27 protein-coding genes are annotated in these 22,878 nt (G+C 63.6%); 14 read left to right on the top strand and 13 right to left on the bottom strand.

Annotated elements, in window-relative coordinates:
- A partial coding sequence (locus EN993_RS04840; protein WP_164757538.1) for an FAD-binding oxidoreductase occupies window positions 1-889 on the top strand: 889 nt, incomplete at its 5' end.
- A gap of 43 nt (window positions 890-932) precedes the next feature.
- Here EN993_RS04840 and EN993_RS04835 read toward each other — a convergent pair.
- The 4 genes from EN993_RS04835 to EN993_RS04820 form a co-directional block, all read right to left on the bottom strand.
- Window positions 933-1,424, bottom strand: a complete 492-nt coding sequence (locus EN993_RS04835; RefSeq protein ID WP_127262535.1) for an SRPBCC domain-containing protein — start codon at window positions 1,422-1,424, stop codon at window positions 933-935.
- Window positions 1,425-1,469: 45 nt separating this feature from the next.
- Entirely contained in the window at window positions 1,470-1,916 is a 447-nt protein-coding gene (locus EN993_RS04830) for an SRPBCC domain-containing protein (protein ID WP_127262534.1), read from the bottom strand.
- The gene (locus tag EN993_RS04825; RefSeq protein ID WP_206532344.1) at window positions 1,916-2,227 is read right to left on the bottom strand and encodes a metalloregulator ArsR/SmtB family transcription factor; all 312 of its coding nucleotides are present in this window, start codon (window positions 2,225-2,227) and stop codon (window positions 1,916-1,918) included. Before EN993_RS04825 ends, EN993_RS04830 begins: the two co-directional genes overlap by 1 nt.
- Window positions 2,228-2,309: 82 nt before the next feature.
- Window positions 2,310-2,735, bottom strand: a complete 426-nt coding sequence (locus EN993_RS04820; RefSeq protein WP_127262532.1) for a GNAT family N-acetyltransferase — start codon at window positions 2,733-2,735, stop codon at window positions 2,310-2,312.
- Between the two features lie 128 nt (window positions 2,736-2,863).
- Between EN993_RS04820 and leuD the strand changes: the two genes are divergently transcribed.
- The 7 genes from leuD (at window position 2,864) to EN993_RS04785 (ending at window position 8,093) form a co-directional block, all read left to right on the top strand.
- Window positions 2,864-3,469, top strand: coding sequence for a 3-isopropylmalate dehydratase small subunit (leuD, locus tag EN993_RS04815; RefSeq protein ID WP_126066949.1), 606 nt, complete (start codon window positions 2,864-2,866; stop codon window positions 3,467-3,469).
- A gap of 69 nt (window positions 3,470-3,538) precedes the next feature.
- Complete coding sequence (locus EN993_RS04810; protein ID WP_127262531.1) at window positions 3,539-4,402, top strand: hypothetical protein; 864 nt, start codon at window positions 3,539-3,541, stop codon at window positions 4,400-4,402.
- Between the two features lie 107 nt (window positions 4,403-4,509).
- Window positions 4,510-5,439 (top strand): hypothetical protein, encoded by a 930-nt coding sequence (locus EN993_RS04805; RefSeq protein WP_127262530.1) that lies wholly within the window; start codon window positions 4,510-4,512, stop codon window positions 5,437-5,439.
- Window positions 5,440-5,655: 216 nt separating this feature from the next.
- Window positions 5,656-6,039, top strand: coding sequence for a RidA family protein (locus EN993_RS04800; protein WP_126066947.1), 384 nt, complete (start codon window positions 5,656-5,658; stop codon window positions 6,037-6,039).
- A gap of 14 nt (window positions 6,040-6,053) precedes the next feature.
- Window positions 6,054-6,404, top strand: a complete 351-nt coding sequence (locus EN993_RS04795) for a VOC family protein (protein ID WP_127262529.1) — start codon at window positions 6,054-6,056, stop codon at window positions 6,402-6,404.
- Window positions 6,405-6,495: 91 nt separating this feature from the next.
- Window positions 6,496-7,599, top strand: a complete 1,104-nt coding sequence (gene leuB / locus EN993_RS04790) for a 3-isopropylmalate dehydrogenase (RefSeq protein ID WP_109663690.1) — start codon at window positions 6,496-6,498, stop codon at window positions 7,597-7,599.
- Between the two features lie 5 nt (window positions 7,600-7,604).
- Window positions 7,605-8,093: a GNAT family N-acetyltransferase gene (locus EN993_RS04785; RefSeq protein WP_127262528.1), complete on the top strand. Its 489-nt coding sequence runs from the start codon at window positions 7,605-7,607 to the stop codon at window positions 8,091-8,093.
- On the opposite strand, the gene EN993_RS04780 is transcribed toward EN993_RS04785, so the two are convergent.
- A complete protein-coding gene (locus tag EN993_RS04780; RefSeq protein ID WP_127262527.1) occupies window positions 8,083-8,736 on the bottom strand; it encodes a DUF805 domain-containing protein in 654 nt (217 codons plus the stop codon). The two genes, EN993_RS04785 and EN993_RS04780, sit on opposite strands and share 11 nt — an antisense overlap.
- A gap of 70 nt (window positions 8,737-8,806) precedes the next feature.
- Window positions 8,807-9,520 carry a DUF805 domain-containing protein gene (locus tag EN993_RS04775; protein WP_126066942.1) on the bottom strand — a complete coding sequence of 238 codons (714 nt, stop codon included), beginning with the start codon at window positions 9,518-9,520 and terminating at the stop codon, window positions 8,807-8,809.
- 153 nt (window positions 9,521-9,673) lie between these two features.
- Here EN993_RS04775 and EN993_RS04770 point away from each other — a divergent pair, with 153 nt between their 5' ends.
- Window positions 9,674-11,092: a glycosyltransferase gene (locus EN993_RS04770; RefSeq protein ID WP_127262526.1), complete on the top strand. Its 1,419-nt coding sequence runs from the start codon at window positions 9,674-9,676 to the stop codon at window positions 11,090-11,092.
- On the opposite strand, the gene EN993_RS04765 is transcribed toward EN993_RS04770, so the two are convergent.
- The gene (locus tag EN993_RS04765) at window positions 11,089-12,960 is read right to left on the bottom strand and encodes a DEAD/DEAH box helicase (RefSeq protein ID WP_109663698.1); all 1,872 of its coding nucleotides are present in this window, start codon (window positions 12,958-12,960) and stop codon (window positions 11,089-11,091) included. The genes EN993_RS04770 and EN993_RS04765 overlap by 4 nt on opposite strands.
- 438 nt (window positions 12,961-13,398) lie before the next feature.
- On the opposite strand from EN993_RS04765, the gene EN993_RS04755 reads away from it, so the two are divergent.
- A complete protein-coding gene (locus EN993_RS04755; RefSeq protein WP_027059343.1) occupies window positions 13,399-14,433 on the top strand; it encodes an aspartate-semialdehyde dehydrogenase in 1,035 nt (344 codons plus the stop codon).
- A 175-nt stretch (window positions 14,434-14,608) separates the two neighbouring features.
- Here EN993_RS04755 and EN993_RS04750 read toward each other — a convergent pair whose 3' ends face one another.
- Window positions 14,609-15,016 carry an ACT domain-containing protein gene (locus EN993_RS04750; protein WP_127262524.1) on the bottom strand — a complete coding sequence of 136 codons (408 nt, stop codon included), beginning with the start codon at window positions 15,014-15,016 and terminating at the stop codon, window positions 14,609-14,611.
- A gap of 186 nt (window positions 15,017-15,202) precedes the next feature.
- Here EN993_RS04750 and EN993_RS04745 point away from each other — a divergent pair, with 186 nt between their 5' ends.
- The 3 genes from EN993_RS04745 to EN993_RS04735 all read left to right on the top strand — a co-directional run bounded on the left by EN993_RS04745 (window position 15,203) and on the right by EN993_RS04735 (window position 17,226).
- Window positions 15,203-16,108 (top strand): bestrophin family ion channel, encoded by a 906-nt coding sequence (locus EN993_RS04745; protein WP_127262523.1) that lies wholly within the window; start codon window positions 15,203-15,205, stop codon window positions 16,106-16,108.
- Between the two features lie 105 nt (window positions 16,109-16,213).
- Window positions 16,214-16,624 carry a DoxX family protein gene (locus EN993_RS04740; protein WP_127262522.1) on the top strand — a complete coding sequence of 137 codons (411 nt, stop codon included), beginning with the start codon at window positions 16,214-16,216 and terminating at the stop codon, window positions 16,622-16,624.
- 74 nt (window positions 16,625-16,698) lie between these two features.
- Window positions 16,699-17,226 carry an SRPBCC family protein gene (locus EN993_RS04735; protein ID WP_127262521.1) on the top strand — a complete coding sequence of 176 codons (528 nt, stop codon included), beginning with the start codon at window positions 16,699-16,701 and terminating at the stop codon, window positions 17,224-17,226.
- A 27-nt stretch (window positions 17,227-17,253) separates the two neighbouring features.
- On the opposite strand, the gene EN993_RS04730 is transcribed toward EN993_RS04735, so the two are convergent.
- A complete protein-coding gene (locus tag EN993_RS04730) occupies window positions 17,254-18,486 on the bottom strand; it encodes an FAD-dependent oxidoreductase (RefSeq protein WP_127262537.1) in 1,233 nt (410 codons plus the stop codon).
- 269 nt (window positions 18,487-18,755) lie between these two features.
- On the opposite strand from EN993_RS04730, the gene EN993_RS04725 reads away from it, so the two are divergent.
- Window positions 18,756-19,019, top strand: a complete 264-nt coding sequence (locus tag EN993_RS04725; RefSeq protein WP_127262520.1) for a glycine zipper domain-containing protein — start codon at window positions 18,756-18,758, stop codon at window positions 19,017-19,019.
- Between the two features lie 84 nt (window positions 19,020-19,103).
- On the opposite strand, the gene rpsP is transcribed toward EN993_RS04725, so the two are convergent.
- The 4 genes from rpsP to EN993_RS04705 form a co-directional block, all read right to left on the bottom strand.
- Window positions 19,104-19,505, bottom strand: a complete 402-nt coding sequence (rpsP, locus tag EN993_RS04720) for a 30S ribosomal protein S16 (protein WP_013528800.1) — start codon at window positions 19,503-19,505, stop codon at window positions 19,104-19,106.
- A gap of 39 nt (window positions 19,506-19,544) precedes the next feature.
- Complete coding sequence (locus EN993_RS04715; protein WP_056585656.1) at window positions 19,545-19,871, bottom strand: chorismate mutase; 327 nt, start codon at window positions 19,869-19,871, stop codon at window positions 19,545-19,547.
- A gap of 7 nt (window positions 19,872-19,878) precedes the next feature.
- The gene (gene ffh / locus EN993_RS04710) at window positions 19,879-21,477 is read right to left on the bottom strand and encodes a signal recognition particle protein (protein ID WP_109663712.1); all 1,599 of its coding nucleotides are present in this window, start codon (window positions 21,475-21,477) and stop codon (window positions 19,879-19,881) included.
- Window positions 21,478-21,766: 289 nt separating this feature from the next.
- A complete protein-coding gene (locus EN993_RS04705; protein ID WP_127262519.1) occupies window positions 21,767-22,729 on the bottom strand; it encodes a type II CAAX endopeptidase family protein in 963 nt (320 codons plus the stop codon).
- Between the last annotated feature and the right edge of the window lie 149 nt (window positions 22,730-22,878).

The following is a 22,878-nucleotide window of genomic DNA, read 5'->3' as shown; positions in this document are numbered from 1 at the left end:
CCTGGCCGGGGAGAAGGGCTTGCCGATCCTCAAGAGCAATCACGAGGCGCAGATGGCCGAGGGCGCCGCCATCGTGCTCGAGGACGCGGAGCAGCTGGTGCGCCGCTTCCCGTGGCTGTCGGCCGAGGGCATCACCGCCGGCGCCTATGGCCGCAGCGGCGAGGGCTGGTTCGACGCGCATGCGATGCTGATGCTGTTCCGCAAGGCGCTGCGGCAGAAGAAAGTCGATTTCATCACCGCCGATGTCACCGGCATCGAGCGGCAAGGCGACCGTGTCACCAGCGTCCGCCTCGACAATGGCGAGGTGCTGGAAGCCGGCACCGTGATCAACGCCGCCGGGCCGAATGCCGGCAAGGTCGCCGCCATGGCCGGGCTGGCGCTGCCGGTCGAGCCGCGCAAGCGCAACGTCTTCGTTTTCGAGGCGCGCGAGAAATATGCCGACATGCCGCTGCTGGTCGATCCCTCCGGCATCTATGTGCGCCCGGAAGGCTCGGTCTACCTCACCGGCGGCGCCGAGCCGGAAGAGGGCGACGGTCCGGCCGCCCCCGGGGATTTCGCGGTCGACTGGCCGCTGTTCGAAGAGGTGATCTGGCCGGTGCTGGCGACCCGCATTCCGGCTTTTGAGGCGATCAAGCCGACCCGCGCCTGGGCCGGCCACTACGATTACAACACGTTGGATCAGAACGCGGTGATCGGCCCGCATCCGCAGGTTGGGAATTTCATCTTCGCCAACGGATTCTCCGGCCACGGCCTGCAGCAGGCGCCGGCGGTCGGCAAGGCGCTGGCCGAGCTGATCGTGCATGGCGGCTATCGCACGGTGGACTGCTCGGCGTTTGGCTATGGCCGTGTCGCGGAAGGACGGGCGTTTCGGGAATTGAATGTGATTTGACGCCGGCGTTTCCTTCTCCCCTGGGGAGAAGGAAGACGCGTCCCTAAGCAGCTGCCGGTCTTTCAGCGTCGACATAGGCCTGCAGCCAGCTCAGCACCCGTCCCCAACCCTCGGCATGCTCGGTGGCCGCTTCACTCAGCCCGCCAAAGCCGCCATGGCAGATGGTGAGGCGCGTGCCGGTGGCGGTCGGCTCCAGCAGCCAGGCAATCGTCGTTTGCCGTCGGCCAAGTGTTGGATGGTCCCATTCATAGGCTCGCGTCTGTACGACCCTGCGCGGTGCCTCGATGTCGAGGAACTCGCCGCTCGCTGGAAGCTCCCTGCCGTCGGCCGTTCTGACAGAAACCGCCCAGCGGCCGCCGACGCGAAGATCGCATGACCAGTCCACCATCCTGTAGGTGTCGGCAGACCCCCACCAGCGCTCGACCTCGTTCGTGACCAGGGCACGGAAGACACGCTCCGCAGGCGCGCCGATATCGGCTGATGCCATGACGGTCTCGCCATTGGTCATGCTGTGCACGATAGGGACATGCATCATAGGGTTTCTCCTGACTAGATTGTTTCGTTACCGAAACGAGGCCGTTCACCCCTTTGATGCCGGGCGCGAGAGGCCCTTGCCGGTTTCGAGCAGGCTCTTGAGACTCGACAACACCAGTGGCCAGCCATTGCCGATATGTTCCAGCAGCTTATGCGGACCGTCGGCCTCATGAGTGACGGCGAGCTTCATCATGTCGCGCTCCTGCTCAATGACGAAGGTGCAGGTGGTGTAGCCGTCGGCCTTCACTTCCGGCATGAACTCATTGCGCCACTTGATGACGATGCGCCTGGGTGGATCGATCTCGAGGATCTCGCCGCTGTCGGTGACGCGGCCGTCGGGGTAGACGATCTTCCAGGCCGAACCCTTTCTCCACTCGCTCTGCATCTGGGCGCCGAGGAAATATTGCTGGTGGAACTCCGGCTCGGTCAGCGCTTCCCAGAGTTCTTCGGGCGTGGTGCGGATGTAGGTCACGTAGACGAACTTGTTGCTCATCAGTCTTCCCTTTCGAGGCGTTTCTTCAAGTCGCCGAGAGCGGTCAGCCGCCCCCGCTCGAATTTGCCGATCCAGCGGTCGGCGATCTCGTTGATGGGGACGGGGTTGAGGTAGTGCTCCTTCTCGCGCCCCTTGCGGACGGTGCTAACGAGGTTGGCCTCCTCCAGGATCGCCAAATGCTTGGTCACCGCCTGGCGCGTCATATCCATCTGTTCACACAGCGCGTTCAGCGTCTGCCCGTTCCTGGCATGGAGGCTGTCCAGCAACTGCCGGCGGGTCGGGTCGGCCAAGGCGCGAAAGACGGCATCCATGCTCATGGCTTTAATATGCAACCAAATGGTTGCATGTCAAGCGACCAAGGTCGTCAGGAATGTCACGGCTTTCTGAGGAAGGTCAGCCCTTGCGGGAGAACCAGAAGGCGTCGGCCATGTGCTTCATGCCGATGCGTTCGTAGAAGCCGACGGCGTTGGGCATGGAGATCAGGCTGATGGCGACGGACGGACCGAGTTGCCGGCGGGCCTCGTCCATCAGGCCCTTGCCGATGCCGAGCCCCTGCGCCGATTGGGAAACGGCGAGTTCGGAGATGTAGCAGACCCAGGAAAAGTCGGTCATCGCCCTGATAATGCCGATCAGTGGCCTGCCTTCGACGTCGAGGCGTGCGGTCAGCACCAGATTGGCGCCCGACAGCATTGCCTGTAGCCTGACGTCGTCATCGACGGGACGTGTCTCGCCGAGGCCGGATTCGATCAGAACGCGGCGGAATTCGTCGATGTCGAGCGCGGCTTCGCGTGCATAGAGGACGTGTGAGTTTTCTGCCATGGTCGCCAGACTGCACCATCGGGCTGGCTTGTGCCACCGCGCACAAACAGTTGCCTTTTATTTGCCGCCGGCTTTGTGTAAACCGTGCCTCAGCAAATCCTCCCGCAACGAAAACACGGGCAAAAGCCATGGAAAAATTCACCAAGCTCACCGGCGTCGCCGCTCCGATGCCGATCGTCAATGTCGACACCGACATGATCATCCCCAAGGATTATCTGAAGACGATCAAGCGCACCGGACTTGGCACCGGCCTGTTCGCCGAAATGCGCTACAATGACGACGGTTCGGAAAATCCGGATTTCGTGCTCAACAAACCGGCCTACCGCAAGGCGCAGATCCTGGTTGCCGGCGATAATTTCGGCTGCGGCTCGAGCAGAGAGCACGCGCCGTGGGCGCTGCTCGACTTCGGCATTCGCTGCGTCATCTCGACCTCGTTCGCCGACATCTTCTACAACAACTGCTTCAAGAACGGCATCTTGCCCATCACTGTCAGCCCCGAGGATCTCGAGAAGCTGATGGACGACGCGTCGCGCGGCTCCAACGCCACGGTGTCGGTCGACCTCGAGGCCAAGGAAATCCGCGGACCGGATGGCGGCGTGGTCAAATTCGACCTCGACGATTTCAAGCGGCACTGCCTGCTCAACGGTCTCGACGACATCGGCCTGACCATGGAAAAGGCCGGCGCCATCGCCTCGTTCGAGAAGCGCAACGCCGAACAGCGCCCCTGGGCCTGATAGACGCCGCCTGAGTACCAAGGCCGCACCGATGGCTGGTCTTCGCTTCGGGTAGAACGGGGACCTGTCATGACACGCTCGCTTTTTGCAGGCGCCTGCGGGCTGGCGTTGATGCTGCTTCCGACGACTAGCTTGCATGCCCAGACGCAGGCGCCTGCCATCGATCAGCAGGCGCCGATCCCGTTCGAGGGCGGTCACCTGACCGTCACCCAGCAGGAGCCCGACGGCGAAAAGGTGCTCGCCTTCGACGGTCAGAAGCTGGCGAGCAATTACGACGTCTTCTTCGACAGGATCGTCAATATCGCCGGCGCCAAGGTGGCGCTGGTCGATGTCGGCGACGGCAACATCGACCATCTCTGCGGTCCTCCTGTGATGATCGTGTGGAAGCCGAAAGGCGGCACGGTCCAGGGCATCACGGTGGAGCAGGACGGCTGCGGCGCGCCGGCGTCGGTGACCGACAATTCCCTCTATTTCGTCCCCTATCTCTTACCGGGCGCTTCGAAGCGTGTGATGCAATGGTCGCCCCAGGACGGGCTGACGATTTCGGGCAATCTCACCTACATGCCGGACCCTGGCACGGGTTGGAAAGATGTCGACGCGTCGGAATACGAAGACATGATCGACGCCTTCCACAACGAGGCTGTCTACAGGGACGCCGAAACATTGCTCGGCAAGGACATGGCCATCCTGGCGGCCAGTTTCCTGGCCGCCGGCGGTACGAAAAAGACGGCGTCCGGCATCGTCTATTTCGACGGCTGCGCGCCGCACAATTGCGGCGGCAACCACGGGTTCATGGCGGTCGACCAGACCAACCACAAACTCTATTTCGCCCGCAGCAGCGGCAAGCCAAGGATGGATGTCTGGCCGGCAGTGGAGACGTGGCCTGCCGACATCAAGGCGGCGCTGGACAAGGCGCTTGGCTCGCCGAACTAGGCCACCATTCCGCGAAGGTGATGACGAAAACGCGAAGGCTCCTGCGCAGAGCGCGGACTGGCGTTTCGGTTTCGGCCGGCTATGATCTGACGAAACGGAGGACCACCATGACACGTTCGCTTCTTGCCGGCGCCTGCGGGCTGGCCCTTTTGCTGGTGCCGGTGGCGGGCGCCTATGCGCAAACACAGACGCCCGCCGCCCAGCCGGCACCTGCGGCCGAGAAGCCTACCACCGACCAGGGGACAGACGCCGCCGACGCCTCCGATGACGACAAGCAGGCGCCTGTGCCCTTCGAGGGCGGCACGCTGACCATCACCCAACCGGAACAGGACGGTGAGAAGGTGCTTGCCTATGACGGCAAACAGCTGGCCACCAACTATGACGTCTTCTTCGATAAGATCGTGGAAGTCGGCGGCGTCAAGGTGGCGCTGTTCGATGTCGGCGATGGCGGCAATCAATGCGGGCCGGCGACAGTGATCGTCTGGAAGCCGGAAGGCGGCACCGTCCAGAGCACCACCGTCGAGCAGGACGACTGCGGCGCGCCGCCCTCGGCGGTGTCCGACAACGCCATCTATTTCGTGCCCTATTTGTTGCCGGGGGATCAGAAGCCGGCTTTGCAGTGGTCGCCGACCGACGGGCTGACGATTTCGGGCAATCTGACCTACATGCCGGAACCCGGCACGGACTGGAAAGACATCGATCCGGAAAAATACCAGAACATCATCGACGCCTTCCACAACGAGGCTGTCTACAAGGAAGCTGAAAAGCTGCTCGGCAAGGACATGCCCGACATGGCGACCAGCCTGCTGGTCGGCGGCGGCACGGAAAAGACCGCATCGGGCGCCTTTTACGCCAGCGGCTGCGTGCCGCATGACTGCGGCGGCAATGACGGGTTCATGGCGGTCGACCCGGCCAAGCACAAGCTCTACTTCGCCCGCCGCGGCGACAATGGCGAGCCGAACGCCTGGCCGGCGGTGGCGACATGGCCGGCGGATATCAAGGAAGCGCTGGACAAGGCGCAGGGGTCGGCAAATTAAAGCATTAGCTTTGCGCGGCGCCCCCGCGCTTTCGTCATCCATGGGCGGAGCGACGCGCAGCGGAGCGCAGACCCGAGGATGACGACGGAAGGGATGCTTCAACCAATCTCGGAGGTTCGCGCTTCGCTTCCGGGATAACAGTTCGCCTGGCTTGGCCCACGACCCGCGCCGTTCCGCCTGCTAATGCTGGCCGACAACCCAAGCAAGGCCCCTCATATGCGCAAACTCATCTCAACCGGTTCCCCCTTCGAAAAGACCGCCGGTTATTCGCGTGCCGTGGTGCAGGGCGACTGGTGCTTCGTCTCCGGCACGACCGGCTATGACTATGCGACGATGACGATGCCGGACACTGTCGAGGCGCAGACACGCAATTGCCTGGCGACGATCGGCAAGGCGCTTCATGATGGTGGCTTCGAGATGGCCGATGTGGTGCGGGCGCATTACTACATCACCGATCAGACCTTCGTGGACATCGTCTTCCCGATCCTCGGCGAGACGTTCGGCGACATCAGACCGGCGGCGACGATGATCGTCTGCCAGCTCAACAAACCGGAAATGAAGATCGAGATCGAAGTCACGGCGCTGCGGCGCACAGCGTAAAAGGCAGGCCGACGATGAAAGTCCAGCGCATCGTTGCCAACATCGAGACATCGGATGTCGCCGCGGCGAAGCGCTTCTACCAGGACGTGCTCGGCCTCGACATGCTCATGGACCTCGGCTGGATCACAACCTACGGCTCGCAAGCAAAGATGGATGTCCAGATCAGCTTCATGGCGCAAGGCGGCTCCGGAACGCCGGTGCCGCCTCTCTCGATCGAGGTCGATGATGTCGATGCAGCGCTCGATGCCATGAAGACGGCCGGCTTCGCCATCGAATACGGACCGGCCGACGAACCCTGGGGCGTGCGGCGCTTCTATGTCCGCGATCCGTTCGGCCGGCTGATCAACATTCTCTCGCATCGGTGATCATGGTTGTGGCGTGCAGGCTTGCGCGCCGGGCGCTTGGCGTTTAGCAAGACCCCAAATCGAAACGCATTCTTTCTGGGACGGTTTCTCCATGGCAACGAAGCATCTTTTCCTGCTCCCCGGCGACGGCATCGGTCCGGAGGCCATGGCTGAGGTCAAGAAACTGATATCAGCCATGAACGACAAGCTCGGCAGCGGTTTTACCACCGAGGACGGCCTGGTCGGCGGCTGCGCCTATGACGCGCATGGCGCGGCGATTTCCGATGCCGACATGGAGAAGGCGATGGCGGCCGACGCGGTGCTGTTCGGCGCCGTCGGCGGTCCGAAATGGGATGCGGTGCCGTATGAGGTGCGTCCCGAGGCTGGCCTGCTGCGGCTGCGCAAGGACATGGAGCTGTTTGCCAATCTTCGCCCCGCCATCTGCTATCCGGCGCTGGCGGCGTCCTCCTCGCTCAAGCAGGAGGTGGTCGAGGGTCTCGACATCCTCATCGTGCGCGAGCTGACCGGCGGCGTCTATTTCGGCGAGCCCAAGCAGATCATCGATCTGGGCAACGGCCAGAAGCGCGGCATCGACACGCAGGTCTATGACACGTTCGAGATCGAGCGCATTTCCGGCGTCGCCTTCGAGCTGGCGCGGACCCGGAAGAACCACGTCACATCGATGGAAAAGCGCAATGTGATGAAGTCGGGCGTGCTGTGGAACGAGGTCGTCACCCAGACCCACAAGGCGCGCTATTCCGACGTCAAGCTCGACCACATGCTGGCCGATGCCGGCGGCATGCAGCTGGTGCGCTGGCCAAAACAGTTCGACGTCATCGTCACCGACAATCTGTTCGGCGACATGCTGTCCGACATTGCCGCCATGCTGACCGGCTCGATCGGCATGCTGCCGTCGGCCTCGCTCGGCGCGCCTGACGTGAAGACCAAGAAGCGCAAGGCGCTCTACGAGCCGGTACACGGCTCGGCGCCCGATATCGCCGGCAAGGGCATTGCCAACCCGATCGCCATGATCGCCTCCTTCGCCATGTGCCTGCGCTATTCCTTCGGCATGGTTGATGAAGCCGACCGTGTCGAAAGCGCGATCGCTGCCGTGCTCGATGCAGGCCTGCGGACGAAAGACATCATGTCCGATGGCATGACCGAGGTCGGTACGGTTCAGATGGGCGACGCGATCATCGCCAAATTCCTGAGCTGATCCCCATGGCGGTCGACGTCCGCTGGGCGACGATCGAGGACGCCACGGCACTCGCGGCCATACTGTGCGCGATGGCGGAGCATTACCGGCAGCCGCCTCTCGATGCCGACCGGACCCTGTTTGCTGCACGCAAATGGCTTGGCGAGGAAAGCCCGGCCTATCCGCATTTCGCGCTCGCCTTCGTCGACGGCGAGGTCAGCGGCTTGGCGTCGGTGGCGATCGCGCATCCAGGTATCGATCTCGAGCGGCTGCTGTTCCTCAAGGACCTGTTCGTGCTCGACAACATCCGCAACGCCGGCGTCGGCCGGGCGCTGATCGGCTTTCTCGCCGATCATTGCCTCAGCCACGGCATTGGCCGTATCGACCTGACCACCGAAGATTGGAACGAGGGCGCGCTGCGTTTTTACGCGAGGCTCGGCGTCGAACGGCACGAGCAGAAGGTCTTTCTCAGGCTTTCGGGCAAGGCGCTGAAGGCGATTGCCCCTAGATCCTGACCCCTGCGGGTACCCGCCCCCAGGGGTTTTCGCCCACCTGAGACGGTACAAGCCCCAAGACCAGCAAGCCCACACCGCCGATAACCGGAATGAAGCAGAGCAAGACAAACCAGCTGCCCAGACCGACATCGTGCAAACGCCGCACCGTAAGCGCGATCCATGGCAGGCCGAATGCCAAGACGAAGACAGCGGCGGGTAGCAATCCGATCGACGTCCTACCCGCATTGATGCCGAAGCCGTTGATGGCCAAATTGACGAGTATCCCGAAGCCAATAAGCGCCACCAGCACAAGATTAAAGCATAGCCAAAAGGCCCAGAATTCCTTGCGGCGGGCGCGTCCGTTGAAATTGAAATAGTTCACGCTCACCGTGTTCCGGAAGTATGCCCACAGTCCCGTGGAACGAGTGGGCTGGTTTTCGGCGGTACGGCCGGGCTGGCGGGGAGGTGACGAGGCCGTGGTCGAATTCACGGCGACGATATTGTGTGCCGTGCCGTCATCGGGCTGGAATTCGACGAGGGTACCGCTGACGAGGGCCGCCCCCTGGGTCACATCGTTAAGGACGAAGAAGTAACGCTTGCCGTCAACTCCATTGATGTAGCCGTAGTCCTGATCCTTGTCGTAGTGAAGCACCGCGCCCTGCATGCGTACCCCCATCTATGCTGCGATGAGAATACTACCCAGGGTTGCCATCGATTGCAATATGCACGCTATACTAAACCCTGACGCCTGCCGGCACCGGCCCCCACTGGTTTTCCCTGGCCTGCGTCGGGATCAGCGCGAAGACCAGGATGATCAGGCTGCCGATGGTCGGGATCAGGATCAGCAGGCAGAGCCAGCCTGACAGGCCGATGTCGTGCAGCCGGCGCACGATCATGCCGAGGCTGGGAAGAATTGTCGCCAGCAGGAAAGTGCCGCACAGCCCGACCGTTATCGCGCCCGAGATATCGCTGTCGAAACCGCCCATATCCATATCGGTGTACAGGCCGATGCCGCCGATGATCAGCAGGCAAACCGTCCAGAATAGGCAGTAGCCCCAATATTCCTTGCGACGCGCGCGACCGGCGAAATTGAAATAGTTCTGCGTCACGCCACGCCAGAAATAGCCCCAGAGATCGCTGGGCTCGGCTGTTTCGGAAGACCGACCGAAATGCTGCGCAGGAGGTGGGGCTGCTGGGGGCGGAACGCCGGCCTGGGCAGGGGCGGCCTCGATGCCGGGGTCGGCGGCGGCCGCAGCGGCAGTCGGGGCGGCGATCGAAAAGACGTCGCGCGCCTGGCCGCCGCCCGGCTGGAACTCGACGGCCGTGCCGTTGGGCATGGCGGTTTCCCGGCGCAGGTTCTCGCGGGTGAAGGTGTAGCGGTTGCCGTCGGCTCCGGTGATGAAGCCAAACCCCTGGTCCTCGTCATAGTGAAGCACTTCGCCGCGCATTTGCCACCCCCGCTCGCCACGTCCCTGCCGAACGTGTGGCACAGGGCCGAGCCGATGGGCAATACCGGGCAGCATGGCTACCGTCTTGCCGGCAGATGAAGCATAAGGCATCAAGTACAACCGCCGTCGCCAAAGCAGACCCAAAAGCAGACAATGACAGCCGAGTGTTCCGATACCAGCGTCGCGATAGAGGACAGAGAGGCCGCAAGGCCTCCGAGGCTGGCCATCGATGCCACCGGTCTGATGTTCTGGCCACCCGGCGAGGGCCTGGCCGGCATCCCACGGGTAGAAAGCTTTCTCATCAACGCGGCGTTGGCGGATCCCGACTCTTGCGTGGAGGTGGTGGCGTTCAGAGCCGATGAAGCTCGGTTCCGCCCACTTGCCCCTTACGAGCAGGACCATGTCGCGGCGGGCGAGATTTCACCGCATCAGGTCCAGAGGTGGCCGGGAAGACGCACGGCGCTGTCGCAGGCTTTCGAGGCAGTGGCGCTGCAACCATGGGGCAAGCGCGACGCTGACCGCCATCTCGCCAAGACGGTGACCAATGGCCGCAAAGGGATTGCCTATCAGGCGACGAAGCTGCTGATCCGTGCCTATCGCCTGTACCAGCGGGCGAGGATCCGGTCGGGCCTGCGCCAGGACGTTCCAAGCCGAGCGGCCGAGACCGAACGCGGCCTTGTCTTGATCAGCCATCACATTCTGACCGGGGATGACCGAGCCGCCGTCTCGGCGCGCGCCGGTGGCCTCGCGTTTCTTTGCCACGACCTCATCCCGACACTGCGCCCCGACCTGGTTGGTATGACCCCTCGCGAGAGACGTTACGGGTCATATCTCGAACACCTCGTGCGTTCCGGTGCGCCGGCATTTTGTGCATCCGAGGAAGTTGGTGCGACGCTGACCGATCATATGCACAAGGCAGGCGTCGCCGCGCCGGTCGTGTATCGTTTTCCGATGCCCTCCATCCTGCACGAGACGGCATCACGCGCTGGCACGACCTCGCGCATCGAGACCGACGAGCCGTTCGTGCTCTACTGCTCGACCATCGAAGTACGCAAGAACCACATCCTGCTGGCGCGGATCTGGCAGCAGGCGCTCGACGAGGGCGTCAAGCTGCCGCGGCTTGTCTGCGCTGGGCGCTGGGGTTGGATGATCGAGCCGCTGCGGGCTTATTTGAAGGCGCATCCTGAGCTCCTCCAGTCGGTCACGTTCACCGGGCTGGTCAGCGACGAGGAACTCATCGGCTACTATCGCCGCGCTTCCTTCGGCGTCTTTCCCTCGCATATCGAGGGCTGGGGCTACGGCGCCTCGGAATGCCTCGATTTCAGCGTTCCGGTCATCGTCTCGACAGCGCCGTCGCTGATCGAAGCGACCGGCGGCCTGATGCCGGCGATCGATTCACAAGATCAGCAAGGCTGGTATGCGGCGATCCGCAGGATGGCGCAGGACCATGCGTGGCGATCCTCTCTGGTCGAGCGCATCGCGGAGAAGCATCGGCCGACGCCGGCGGCTGCTAGCTGGGCTGCCATCAAGGCAGGCCTGCAGGCGAGTGCGTCGAGCCGATCAAGGTTTTAGGCGGGCCGCTTCTTCGCCTTCTTGTGCTTGGGCGCGCCGGTGGCGTCGAATTTCGGCTTGCCCGGCTTCGCCCACGGCTTTGCCTCATGCGCGACTGCCGGGCGCTGATCGGCTGAAGCCGGTGCGCGTTTCTCGAATTTGCGCTTCGGCGCGTTGGGGTCGAACGGCGCCTTGCCGCGATGCGGTTTCTTGTCGGGGCTTGGCGGCTGGTAGCCGGCGCGCGACAGATCGGGCGTGCCGTCCAGCCGCTTCACCAGGATGTTGCCTTGCAGCTTGCGGTCGGGACCGATCGCGGCCAGGAAGCGGTCGGCCCAGTCCGCCGCGATCTGCACGTAGGTCTCTTCCGGCTGCATCTTGATGGCGCCGATCTCGCGCTTCGAGATGCTGCCGGTGCGGCACAGCATCGGGATCAGCCAGCGCGGCTCGGCATTCTGCCGGCGCCCGATCGACAGCGAGAACCAGACGCTGTCGCCGAAATCGTCTCGGCGGCTGGGCGCTTCGTCCCGGCGTGTGAAGTTTTCGCCCGCCGGTCTTTCACGCGATGGCGTGAACGGCGCAATTTCCATCAAGTCCTCCGGCGCCGAGCGGCTGGCGCGGCACTGGCGCACGAAGGCAGCGGCCACCTGTTCGGCACCATGCCTGGCGAGCAGCGCGTCGATGAAACCGCGCTCGTCCTCCTTCACCGGCTCGTCGAAAGCCGGATCGGCAAGGATGCGCTCGTCGTCGCGCCGCATCACGTCGTCGGCCGAGGGCGGGCTCGCCCATGTCGCCTTGAGGCCGGCATTCTGCAACAGCCGTTCGGTGCGCTTGCGGGCGCTGTTGGGCACGATCAGCGCGCTGACGCCCTTGCGCCCGGCGCGGCCGGTGCGGCCGCTGCGGTGCAGCAGCGTTTCCGGGTTGGTCGGCAGGTCGGCGTGGATCACCAGTTCGAGGTTGGGCAGGTCGATGCCGCGCGCCGCGACATCAGTGGCGATGCAGACCTTGGCGCGGCCGTCGCGCATTGCCTGCAAGGCATGGCTGCGCTCGTTCTGGCTGAGTTCGCCGGAGAGTGCGACGACGGAGAAGTTGCGGTTGTTGAAGCGCGCGGTCAGATGATTGACGGCGGCACGCGTGTTGCAGAACACCAGCGCGTTCTTGGCCTCGTAATAGCGCAGCACGTTGATGATGGCGTTTTCCCGGTCGGGTTGGGCAACGCTCAGCGCCCGGTATTCGATGTCGAGATGCTGCTTTTCCTCGCCGGCGGCCGAAATGCGCACGGCATTGCGCTGGTAGCCCTGGGCGAGCGTTGCGATCGAGCGCGGCACCGTGGCCGAAAACATCAGCGTGCGGCGCTCGGCCGGGGCAGCGTCGAGAATGAATTCGAGGTCCTCGCGAAAGCCGAGGTCGAGCATCTCGTCGGCCTCGTCGAGCACCACCGCCTTGAGCGCCGACATGTCGAGCGAGTGCCGGGTGATGTGGTCGCGCAGCCGGCCGGGTGTGCCGACGACGATATGGGCGCCGCGCTCCAGCACGCGCCGCTCCGAGCGCATGTCCATGCCGCCGACGCAGGACGCCACCGTGGCGCCGGTCAGCTCATAGAGCCATTCCAGCTCGCGTGTCACCTGCAACGCCAGTTCACGCGTCGGCGCCACCGCCAGCGCCAGCGGTGCCGCGGCGTGGCCAAAGCGCTCGGCGCCTCCGAGCAGGGTTGGCGCCAAGGCGAGGCCGAAGGCCACCGTCTTGCCGGAGCCGGTCTGCGCCGAAACCAGCGCATCGGCCTCGCCGAGTTCGGGCGCCACAACCGCCTTCTGTACGGGCGTCAGCTCGGAATAGCCGCGTTTTTCCAGCGCCTTTGCCAGCGCGGGAACGAGTGCATCGAAGTTGGACATCTTACTCTTTCGGAATTCGGATTCTTATATGCCCAGCAATGGGCCTGTCTTCGGCGGGCGTCGGGACGCTCCATGAGCCGGATAGTCACGCCGTTCGTACTTCGTGCCGCTGCCATTGTACAGGGCAACAGGGCGCTCATCGCAATTGACTCTTGACGCAAACCGCGTAAAAGCCCGCTTCGAACGGGATCGTCTTTCGATGCGCGGCCTTTTGATGGCTCTTCTTGCATTCGATGCCCCCAGCCTCAATGCACATCATTGGGCCGGGCGGGTCGGCACGTCTCCCCGTTCCAGCAAAACTATGGCCAAAACCACCGCCAAAACGGTGTGATTCCCTTGGCCTAACCACCCTCTCCCGGGTTCGGCCCGGGGGACGGAACCCGCATCGGCCAGCGGGTTTCTCCAAAAACCAAGCGGAGAGGGACAGGAGATTTTTCGATGAGTTTCAAGGTTGCAGTCGTCGGCGCCACGGGCAATGTGGGCCGGGAAATGCTCAACATACTGGAAGAGCGCGGCTTTCCGGTGAGCGAAGTCGTGGCGCTGGCCTCACGGCGCAGCCAGGGCACTGAAGTGTCGTTCGGCGACCGCACGCTGAAGGTCAGGACGCTCGACCAGTATGACTTTTCCGACACCGACATCTGCATCATGTCGGCCGGCGGCAACGTCTCCAAGGAATGGTCGCCGAAAATCGGCAAGCAGGGCTGCGTCGTCATCGATAATTCGTCGGCCTTCCGCTACGATCAGGACGTGCCGCTGATCGTGCCGGAAGTGAACCCGGACGCGATCTCGCTGTTCACGCGCAAGAATATCATCGCCAACCCGAACTGCTCGACGGCGCAGCTGGTGGTGGCATTGAAGCCACTGCATGACTTCGCCACCATCAAGCGCGTCGTCGTCGCCACTTATCAATCGGTATCCGGCGCCGGCAAGGAAGGCATGGACGAGCTCTTTACCCAGACCCGCGCGGTCTTCGTCGCCGATGGCGTCGAGGTCAAGAAGTTCACCAAGCGCATCGCCTTCAACGTCATCCCGCATATCGACGTCTTCCTCGACGACGGCTCCACCAAGGAAGAGTGGAAGATGGTCGCCGAGACCAAGAAGATGCTCGATCCCAAGATCAAGCTGACGGCGACCTGCGTGCGCGTGCCGGTGTTCATCGGTCATTCGGAAGCGGTCAACATCGAGTTCGAAAAGCCGATCACCGCCGATGAGGCGCGCGATATCCTGCGCGAGGCGCCGGGCTGCCAGGTCCTGGATAAGCGCGAGGACGGCGGCTACATCACGCCGCTGGAATCGGCCGGCGAGGACGCCACCTTCATCTCGCGCATCCGCGAGGATTCGACCATCGACAACGGCCTGTCGATGTGGATCGTCTCCGACAATCTGCGCAAGGGCGCGGCGCTGAACGCGGTGCAGATCGCCGAGCTGCTGGTCGAGCGCGGCCTGATCCAGCCGAAGAAGAAGGCGGCCTGACGGCTGATTCAGTTTTCGCTCACGGGCCGTATCGCCGCTGCCGCGGCGGGCCCTCCGCGAGGGCGCCGGACGACCGGCGGCCCGCAGTCGCGGGCTCGGCCTCTGGCCGTTAGCCCCCCTTCTCCCCGTTCACGGGGAGAAGGTCCCGGCAGGGGGATGAGGGGCAGCACCAGCCTCAGCTTCGATTCTCAGCCGCCAACCCAACCAACAGCTCCATTGCCTCCTCAGCCCTGTCCGCCGGCACGAACAGATGGTCGTGGTAGAAGGCCGAGACTGGATTGACGCCCATGCCGGCGGCGGCGAGCCGCGTGGTGATGGCGGCGAGGAAGCCGACGGCTTCCAGCGACGAATGGATGTTTAGCGTCACCATCCGGCAGCGGAACGAAGCGGTCAGTGCCGCTGCGCTGGCCTCCTCGTCGGTTACGATCAGCGTCACGCCCTCGCGCTCACGGAACACCATCACCGGCTCGAGGCCTTCCGGCTGGGGAACGCCAGGCGCCAGCGTGGCGAAGACATAGGTGCCGGCGAGCAGTTCCGGCGTCATCGATGCCAGCAGTGTCTTCAGATCGGTTTCGCCGGTCATTCGTCTTCTCTCGCCTGCAGAAGCGGGCCGCAGCCACCTGCTCCTCAATAGCCGCGACCGGCGAGTGCCGATAGCCCGGGCGCTGTACAGACGACATGGCGATGTCGCTGGCGGCTGGGCTTGCGGACCTGTTGCGTCGCACAATAAAGCAGCTGAGGACCAGCGCCGGTCCGCGAAAGGCTTCTGATGATCGTCCGCCCGCGCCCACGCCTTCTGCACCTGTTCTTCATCATGCGCGGCTCGGTGGTGCCGCGCATCCTGCCGCAGATCTTTGGCTTTGCAGCCTATGGCGCGTTGGTGGTGGTGGTCGTGCGGGCGCTGAAGCTCGACTTCGGCAATGCCGGCACAGCACCCTTCGCGCTGCTCGGTGTGGCGCTGTCGATCTATCTCGGCTTCCGCAACAATGCCGCCTACGACCGCTGGTGGGAGGCGCGCAAACTGTGGGGCCAATTGGTCTTCGATATCCGCAATCTGGCGCGCGCCTCCGCCGGGCTGGTCGACGACCGGGCGGAATTGCGCGGCCTGCTGATGGAAGCGATCGCCTTCTGCCACTTTCTGCGCGGGCTGCTCAGGCGGGTCGACGCGGCGCCGCAAGCCCGCGCCTTCATCGGTGACGAAACCGAGATAGTCGCCAAGGCAGCGAACGCACCCGACGCGATGGTACGCGGCATGGGCCGCCGCATCGCCGTGCTGCGCAAGGCCGGCGCGATCGACACGATCGGCTACCGCATCCTCGACGAGCGCCTGTCGGAAATCGCCGCCGCGCAGGCCGGATGCGAGCGCATCATGGGAACACCCTTGCCGTTCGCCTATACGCTGCTTCTGCAGCGCACCGCCTATGTCTTCTGCCTGCTCTTGCCCTTCGGGCTGGTCTCCGCCGCCGGCTGGGCGACGCCGCTGTTCACCGCGCTGATCGCCTACACCTTCTTCGGCCTCGACGCGCTGTCGGAAGAACTCGAGGACCCGTTCGGCACCGAGGCCAACGACCTCGCTCTCGACGGCCTCTGCAGGGTCTGCGAGATCTCGGTGTTCGAGGCTCTGGGCGAAACGCCACCGAAAATGCTGCCGGCCGAGAAGTTTTACTTCTCGTAGGCAGAACAACGCCAAAAAGAATCCGCATCCTGTAGGATCGCAGCCTCATGCCGCGTCCTTGGTTCGACCCCAGCGAAAGGGCTCGAACCATCAGGAGGGACCGCCATGAGCATTTCCGAAACCGTGCCCGTATCGCCGGGCGCTCTGTGGACCGGCCGCGCGCTCAGCGGCGTCATCGTGCTGTTCATGATCTTCGACGGCGCCATCAAGCTGCCGCCGCTCGACATCGTCACCCAGACGATGGTGCCGCTCGGTTGGCCGGCGGATCCGAATGTCGCGCGCATGCTCGGCATCATCGGCCTGATCTCGACGGCGCTCTACGCCTTGCCGCGCACTGCGGTGCTCGGCGCCATCCTGCTCACCACCTATATGGGCGGCGCCATCGCCACCAATCTCCGCGTCGATAATCCGCTGTTCTCGCACACGCTGTTCGGCGTCTATCTCGGCATCATCCTGTGGGGTGGCCTGTATCTGCGCGACCCACGCGTGCGCGCGCTGATCCCGTTCAGCCGATAGTCTCATTGTTTTGAAGCAATTCCGAACAGAAAACCGCTTCACACTTTTCCTGGAATTGCCTTAGGGAGAGAAAAATGTTCAGCACCATCCTCATTATCTTGCTCGTCATCATCGCCGCCGTGCTCCTCTATGCCGCGACTCGGCCGAATGATTTCGTCGTCACCCGCACCGCCACGATCAAGGCTCCGCCGGAAGCGATCTTCCCGCTGATCAATGATTTCAGCCGTTGGCCGACATGGTCGCCCTACGAAAAGCTCGACCCGCAGATGAAGCGCACGCTCTCCGGCACCGACAGCGGCAAGGGCGCGGCCTATGCCTGGGAGGGCAACGGCAAGGCCGGCAAGGGGCGCATGGAGATCGTCAATTCGGTGCCGTCCTCGCTGGTGTCGCTGAAACTCGATTTTGAGAAGCCGTTCAGGGCCAACAACAATGTCGACTTCACCCTGACGCCGTCGGGCGACAACACCGCCGTCACCTGGGCGATGCGCGGCGGCCGGCCCTTCATCGCCAAGCTGATGGGCCTGTTCATGAATTTCGACACGCTGATCGGCAAGGATTTCGAGGTCGGCCTCGCCAATCTGAAGCGTCTCGGCGAAAAGTGACGTGCATGAGCCCTATGCGGCGTGACGTCAGCTGTCCCATCCGGCAAAGCGGTTTGGGCTCAGCCATGACCTGGTGATCTGGCCGCCGCCATTGTTCAGCACGGCATCGACCAGCCAGCGCGCCGTGGCGGGCGCCGCATGCATGCCTATCGATCCCATCCCGCCATGCACGAAGAGCCCTTCGATGCGCGTTGGCCCGGCTACCGGCAATCCGTCGGGCAACATCGGCCGATTGCCCGGATAGACGTTCCTGATGGTGGGAACATCGAGGCCCCGGATCATGCGCAGCGTTCGAGCGGCCATCCGGCTCGCTATGTCGGTGTTGCGCACCAGATCCCGGAACGCCGGCTGGACAGTGGCGCCAAGGCGTGCGTCGCCGCCTTTCATCGGGTTGAGGCAGATGGCCTCAACCGCAATCTGGTCGTCACGCTGGCGAGCAAGATCTTCCAGACCGCGCAGGGACATGCGCTTCCCAAGCTCTTCCTGATCGGGCCATGTGAACTCTTCAACGATCCATGGAATCCTGAATCCAAGAGCACCAAGCTGGACAAGCCATCCGCGGCCCGCCGAAAGGGGGAGGCCCGGCAGGGGATCGTCGCCAACGGTTCGGCGCAGGACGTCATTGGCCCAAAGTCCGTTGGCAATGAACACCATGTCCGAGGTCAAAATGCCTTGATCCGTCAAGACGCCCTGGACCTTTCCGTTGCGCGTGTGGATCTGTGCGACACGCGTGCCGGTCTGAAACACCGCGCCCGCCTGACGCGCGGCGTGGGCGAAGGCATGGGTGGCTCCCATCGGTTCCAGGGTCCATGCCCGCTCGACGAAATAGCCGCCGGCCACGTTGAACCCCAAGGCCGGGTGGTCGTTGGCCAGATCGGTCCCGGTGGCCCGCTCCATGCCAACACCGGCCTGCCGATAGCAGTGTGCGGTCGCTTCGGCTTTCTCCAAAGTCTCGTCATCCTCGGCGATCAGCAGGTGCCCAATCCTTTCGAATTCAAAGGGAACAGGGCCGTCAGCCAGTTCTTCATAGATCGGGACGCAGGCGTCCAACATCTGGACGACCTCGGATTGGGGGCCGCTAAGCAGGGTTCCGGTGTTGCGCCCCGAAGACTCCGCCGCAATCACGTTCTGCTCGATGACGATTGTCTTGATGCCGTTGGATGCCAGTTCGTAGGCAAGGGTGCATCCGGCAATTCCGCCGCCGATGACGATAGCTTCGGTCGGTAAATGTGCCCGGTTTGGCCGAAATGTTCTTGCCATGGAATTCAAATGCTCCAGCGAATCTCGTATACGAGTATACCAAAATTCGATCTGGCGTCCACGCTCTTTGACGGAGGAAGCACCCTGGAAGCTTGCATGCGCGTCATGCCGTATCGTTTTGAGAGCATCTCACTGAAGGGGTCGGGATCAATCGCAAAAGATCAAATCAATCCTTTGCCGGAATTCCTTGCCCGTGGATCAAATCGCCGAGTTGCGAGTTAGAGACTCGCTTGGCGGCGGAGGCGTTTCCCTATCGGAGAGGAACGACAATGAAGAAAACGATGCTTTTGATGGCCCTGCTGATGCCGCTCGCCGCTTGTTCACAAACGGAAAAAGGCGCGGCTGTCGGCGGACTGGGCGGGGCTGCGGTCGGAGCTGCTGTCGCCGGTGATCCGGTTCAAGGTGCGGTCGTTGGTGGCGCTGTGGGTGCTGTTGCCGGTGCGCTGATCGGCCGGGCGAGCGAGCGTGGCGAATGCCGCTACCGTGATAGCCGTGGCCGCGTCTACATCGACCGCTGCCCGAGCGGCTATTGATCCGCCGCGTCGAAAAATGAAGTCGGCATAGCAAAACGGCGGGCACCATGGCCCGCCGTTTTCCTGGATGCGATAGAGCAATATTTATTCGGCGGTAGCGGCTTCCGCCTCGGCCGGTGCTGCGGCGGCAGCGGCAACAGCGGCTGCGGCGTCTTCCTGCGCCTTCTTCAGAAGGGCAGCGCGTTCCTGCGCCTTCTTGCCCGGCTCGGCCTTCTTCGGGTTGGAGCGGGCGTCGCGCTTGACGAGGCCGGCTTCGTCGAGGAAGCGCAGCACGCGGTCGGTCGGCTGGGCGCCATGCGCCAGCCAATGCTTGACGCGGTCGGCGTCGACCTTGACGCGCTCGCCGTCCTTGGGCAGCAGCGGGTTCCACGAGCCGATCGACTCGATGAACCGGCCGTCGCGCGGCGAACGGGCGTCGGCGATGACGACGTGGTAGTAAGGACGCTTCTTCGAGCCCGCGCGGGCCAGTCGGATCTTCAAGGGCATTTCTTTTCTCCTAAAAACTCTAAGTTCGTTGATTGGGTTTCAGTTGGTTTTCGTCACGCCGTTGGAAGCGGCGATCTGTTCGTGGTGGCGGATCACTTCGCGGACGACGAAGTTGAGGAATTTTTCCGCGAAATCCGGGTCGAGATGGGCATCCTTCGCCAGCTGGCGCAGCCGGGCGATCTGCTGCTGCTCGCGCGCCGGGTCGGCCGGCGGCAGGCCATGCGTCGCCTTCAGCACGCCAACCGCCTTGGTGCAGCGGAAGCGCTCGGCCAGCATGTGGATGAGGGCTGCGTCGATGTTGTCGATCGAGGCGCGGTAATCGGCCAGGATGGTGCGGGCGTCGGCCATATCTTTCTCTTCGTTCATGGCGTCCTCACTTCTTCTTGCCAAGGCCGGGCAGCCCGCCGCCGCCGAGACCGGGAAGCCCGGGAAGTTTCATGCCGCCGGGCAGACCGGGCAGGCCACCGCCGCCGGGAAGGCCTTTCATGCCGCCACCGAGACCGGCCGCTTGCGCCTGCTTCTGCAAGGCTTCGAGCTGCTTGGGATCCATCTTCGACAGGTCCGGCATGCCGCCGCCCATCATGCCGCCCATGCCGCCAGGCATCATGCCGCCGAGGCCCATCTTGGAGGCGAGACCGCCCATCATGCCGCGCATCAGGCCGCCGCCTTTGCCCTTGCCGCCCATCGCCTTCATCATGTCGGCCATGCCGCGATGCATCTTGAGCAGCTTGTTGATTTCGGCCGCGTCGGTGCCGGAACCGGCGGCGATGCGCTTCTTGCGTGAATGCTTGAGAAGGTCGGGGTTGGCGCGCTCGGCCTTGGTCATCGACGAGATGATGGCGAGCTGGCGGCCGAACATCTTGTCGTCGAGACCGGCGGCGGCCATCTGGTCCTTCATCTTGCCCATGCCGGGCATCATGCCCATGATGCCGCCCATGCCGCCCATCTTCGACATCTGCTGAAGCTGGCTGGCGAGGTCGTTCAGGTCGAACTTGCCCGACTGCATCTTCTTGGCCATCGCCGCCGCCTGTTCGGCGTCGATGTTTTCTGCGGCCTTTTCGACGAGCGAGACAATGTCGCCCATGCCGAGGATGCGGTCGGCGATGCGCTTGGGGTGGAATTCCTCCAGCCCGTCCATCTTTTCGCCGGTGCCGATCAGCTTGATCGGCTTGCCGGTGACGGCGCGCATCGAAAGGGCTGCACCACCGCGGCCGTCGCCGTCCATGCGGGTCAGCACGAGACCGGTGATGCCGACGCGCTCGTCGAAGCTCTTGGCCAGATTGACGGCGTCCTGGCCGGTCAGCGAGTCGGCGACCAGCAGGATTTCGTGTGGGCTCGACACCTTCTTGATGTCGGCCATCTCGACCATCAGCGGTTCGTCGATATGGGTGCGGCCGGCGGTGTCGAGGATGACGACGTCATGGCCGCCGAGCTTGGCCGCCTGCACGGCGCGGCGCGCGATGTCGACCGGCGACTGCCCGTCGATGATCGGCAGCGTGGCGACCTTGACCTGTTCGCCGAGTTGGCGCAGCTGCTCCTGCGCGGCGGGCCGCCGCGTGTCGAGCGAGGCCATCAGAACCTTCTTGTTCTGACGCTCGGAAAGGCGCTTGGCGATCTTGGCCGAAGTGGTCGTCTTGCCGGACCCCTGCAGGCCGACCATCATGATGACGACCGGGGCCGGGGCATTGAGATCGATGGCGACGCCTTCGGCGCCGAGCATCTCGACCAGTTCGTCATGGACGATCTTGACGACCATCTGGCCGGGCTTGATCGACTTGACCACGGCGGCGCCGACGGCCTTCTCGCGCACCTTGTCGGTGAAGGAGCGCACCACTTCCAGCGCCACGTCGGCTTCGAGCAGCGCACGGCGCACCTCGCGCAGCGCCGCCGAGACATCAGCCTCCGACAGGGCACCGCGGCCGGTGAGGCCGTTCAGGATGGAGCCAAGGCGCTCCTGCAGCGATTCAAACATTCTTCTTCCTTTTTCCCAGGCACCCGGACGGTGACCGAGAAGTAATGCGTTCGCGCCAAGTGTCCAAGCAAAAGCCCGTGCAAGCGAAAAGCCAAAAAGCACCCGGGGGCGCTCAGCGCTGCCGGGTGTTGGCCTCCAGGATCGATTTACAGCACTTCACCTCAAAAGAGGTTTCGGCGTCCTGGTCGGCTTGCTCGGAGGGATACTCGTCGCGGAATTCGGGGCGTGTAGACAGGAAATCGGCCGCAGAGTCAAGACAAGGCCCATATCGGGTCGTCCCAGGCTGCGTTCAGGCCGAGCCCGACCGGTCGGGCAACTCAGCGGCAACCCTCAGCGGTGAGCGCGGATGCAGCAGCAACCAAATCGTCAGCAGGCTGCAGGCGATGCCGATGAAGGCGATGAGAACCGCATCATATGTCGTCCAGCCCGGCCCTTCGAGCGGCCTGGCGGTGAACAAAGCGAAGGAATTGTAGCTCTGCTGATGCGAGATCAGCAGAAACCCGGTCAGATTGTTGCCGAGATGAGCGCCCAAGGCGGCGCCGAGATTGCCGGTGGCATAGACGACAAGCGTCAGCAGCAGCACGAAAGCGGCGATCGAGGCGAGCACGCAGGCGTTGATGGCGGGCGACGCGCCTGTGCTCCAATGCAGCGACGTGAACAGCAAGGCGGGCAACAGAGCCCAGATGAACGGGCTCCTGAACCGGTTGGCCAGGCCGCGCAGCAGATAGCCGCGAAACAGCATTTCTTCGGACGAGGTCTGCAACAAAGTGAGCGCGGCGATCGGGATCGCGAACAGCAGCCAGGACGACAGGCTGATCGTGCCGCGCGCGATCTGCGGCTGCAGCAGATAGAGCAGGATCTCGGATATGAGCGAGGTGATCAGCACCGCGATCAGCCCCTTGAGGAAGCCCGACCATGAAATACGATGGCTGACGCCGATCAGCGCCGATAGCTTCTCGCCATGCACCCAGCGCATGGCAACCCACAGGCCGATCCAGATGCCGGCGAACGAGACGAGCGCGGTGAGGATGCCGATGGGCGAGGCGAGGAAGTCCTGCATTACCCCGCCTGGTGGCGGAGCCGCTGGTGCCTGCCAGGTGAAGAAAACGTAGGTGCCGCAGAACAGCACGGCCGCGGTCGTGGCGGCCCAGAACAGGACCACGATCGCCGTTCCGAGGAAAAGGCGCGGCAACGTCGTCCTGGCGTTCGGCGAGCGCCTATAGCGCTCGAAGGCGGCCGAATCGATCGTCACGCTGGCTCCTTTGCCCAATTCATCGCCTGTTGATCTAGCCGATGGTCCGGAAAATCGGAATCGTTTTCGCAAAGGAATCACGCACGGATGACCGCCGCACGTCCAGACATGCGTGGCCCTGCCGGATCGACCGCCTGCAGGTCACCGGG

This window comes from Mesorhizobium sp. M7D.F.Ca.US.004.01.2.1, assembly GCF_003997785.1.
Lineage (GTDB): Bacteria > Pseudomonadota > Alphaproteobacteria > Rhizobiales > Rhizobiaceae > Mesorhizobium > Mesorhizobium loti.
The sequence above is the reverse complement of the archived record's forward strand: the minus strand, read 5'-3'. Positions and strand labels throughout refer to the sequence as shown.

Bases quoted from the DNA above. Each gene is read 5' to 3' on its own strand.
- rpsP (WP_013528800.1), bottom strand. From the start codon at position 19,505: ATGCCCTTGAAGATCCGACTGGCCCGCGCGGGCTCGAAGAAGCGTCCT.
- EN993_RS04825 (WP_206532344.1), bottom strand. From the start codon at position 2,227: ATGGATGCCGTCTTTCGCGCCTTGGCCGACCCGACCCGCCGGCAGTTG.
- EN993_RS04755 (WP_027059343.1), top strand. From the start codon at position 13,399: ATGAGTTTCAAGGTTGCAGTCGTCGGCGCCACGGGCAATGTGGGCCGG.
- EN993_RS04740 (WP_127262522.1), top strand. From the start codon at position 16,214: ATGAGCATTTCCGAAACCGTGCCCGTATCGCCGGGCGCTCTGTGGACC.
- EN993_RS04745 (WP_127262523.1), top strand. From the start codon at position 15,203: ATGATCGTCCGCCCGCGCCCACGCCTTCTGCACCTGTTCTTCATCATG.
- EN993_RS04785 (WP_127262528.1), top strand. From the start codon at position 7,605: ATGGCGGTCGACGTCCGCTGGGCGACGATCGAGGACGCCACGGCACTC.
- EN993_RS04775 (WP_126066942.1), bottom strand. From the start codon at position 9,520: ATGCGCGGCGAAGTGCTTCACTATGACGAGGACCAGGGGTTTGGCTTC.
- leuD (WP_126066949.1), top strand. From the start codon at position 2,864: ATGGAAAAATTCACCAAGCTCACCGGCGTCGCCGCTCCGATGCCGATC.
- EN993_RS04730 (WP_127262537.1), bottom strand. From the start codon at position 18,486: ATGGCAAGAACATTTCGGCCAAACCGGGCACATTTACCGACCGAAGCT.
- ffh (WP_109663712.1), bottom strand. From the start codon at position 21,477: ATGTTTGAATCGCTGCAGGAGCGCCTTGGCTCCATCCTGAACGGCCTC.
- EN993_RS04770 (WP_127262526.1), top strand. From the start codon at position 9,674: ATGACAGCCGAGTGTTCCGATACCAGCGTCGCGATAGAGGACAGAGAG.
- EN993_RS04715 (WP_056585656.1), bottom strand. From the start codon at position 19,871: ATGAACGAAGAGAAAGATATGGCCGACGCCCGCACCATCCTGGCCGAT.
- EN993_RS04810 (WP_127262531.1), top strand. From the start codon at position 3,539: ATGACACGCTCGCTTTTTGCAGGCGCCTGCGGGCTGGCGTTGATGCTG.
- EN993_RS04800 (WP_126066947.1), top strand. From the start codon at position 5,656: ATGCGCAAACTCATCTCAACCGGTTCCCCCTTCGAAAAGACCGCCGGT.
- EN993_RS04805 (WP_127262530.1), top strand. From the start codon at position 4,510: ATGACACGTTCGCTTCTTGCCGGCGCCTGCGGGCTGGCCCTTTTGCTG.
- EN993_RS04820 (WP_127262532.1), bottom strand. From the start codon at position 2,735: ATGGCAGAAAACTCACACGTCCTCTATGCACGCGAAGCCGCGCTCGAC.
- EN993_RS04830 (WP_127262534.1), bottom strand. From the start codon at position 1,916: ATGAGCAACAAGTTCGTCTACGTGACCTACATCCGCACCACGCCCGAA.
- EN993_RS04735 (WP_127262521.1), top strand. From the start codon at position 16,699: ATGTTCAGCACCATCCTCATTATCTTGCTCGTCATCATCGCCGCCGTG.
- EN993_RS04795 (WP_127262529.1), top strand. From the start codon at position 6,054: ATGAAAGTCCAGCGCATCGTTGCCAACATCGAGACATCGGATGTCGCC.
- EN993_RS04765 (WP_109663698.1), bottom strand. From the start codon at position 12,960: ATGTCCAACTTCGATGCACTCGTTCCCGCGCTGGCAAAGGCGCTGGAA.
- EN993_RS04780 (WP_127262527.1), bottom strand. From the start codon at position 8,736: ATGCAGGGCGCGGTGCTTCACTACGACAAGGATCAGGACTACGGCTAC.
- EN993_RS04750 (WP_127262524.1), bottom strand. From the start codon at position 15,016: ATGACCGGCGAAACCGATCTGAAGACACTGCTGGCATCGATGACGCCG.
- EN993_RS04725 (WP_127262520.1), top strand. From the start codon at position 18,756: ATGAAGAAAACGATGCTTTTGATGGCCCTGCTGATGCCGCTCGCCGCT.
- leuB (WP_109663690.1), top strand. From the start codon at position 6,496: ATGGCAACGAAGCATCTTTTCCTGCTCCCCGGCGACGGCATCGGTCCG.
- EN993_RS04835 (WP_127262535.1), bottom strand. From the start codon at position 1,424: ATGATGCATGTCCCTATCGTGCACAGCATGACCAATGGCGAGACCGTC.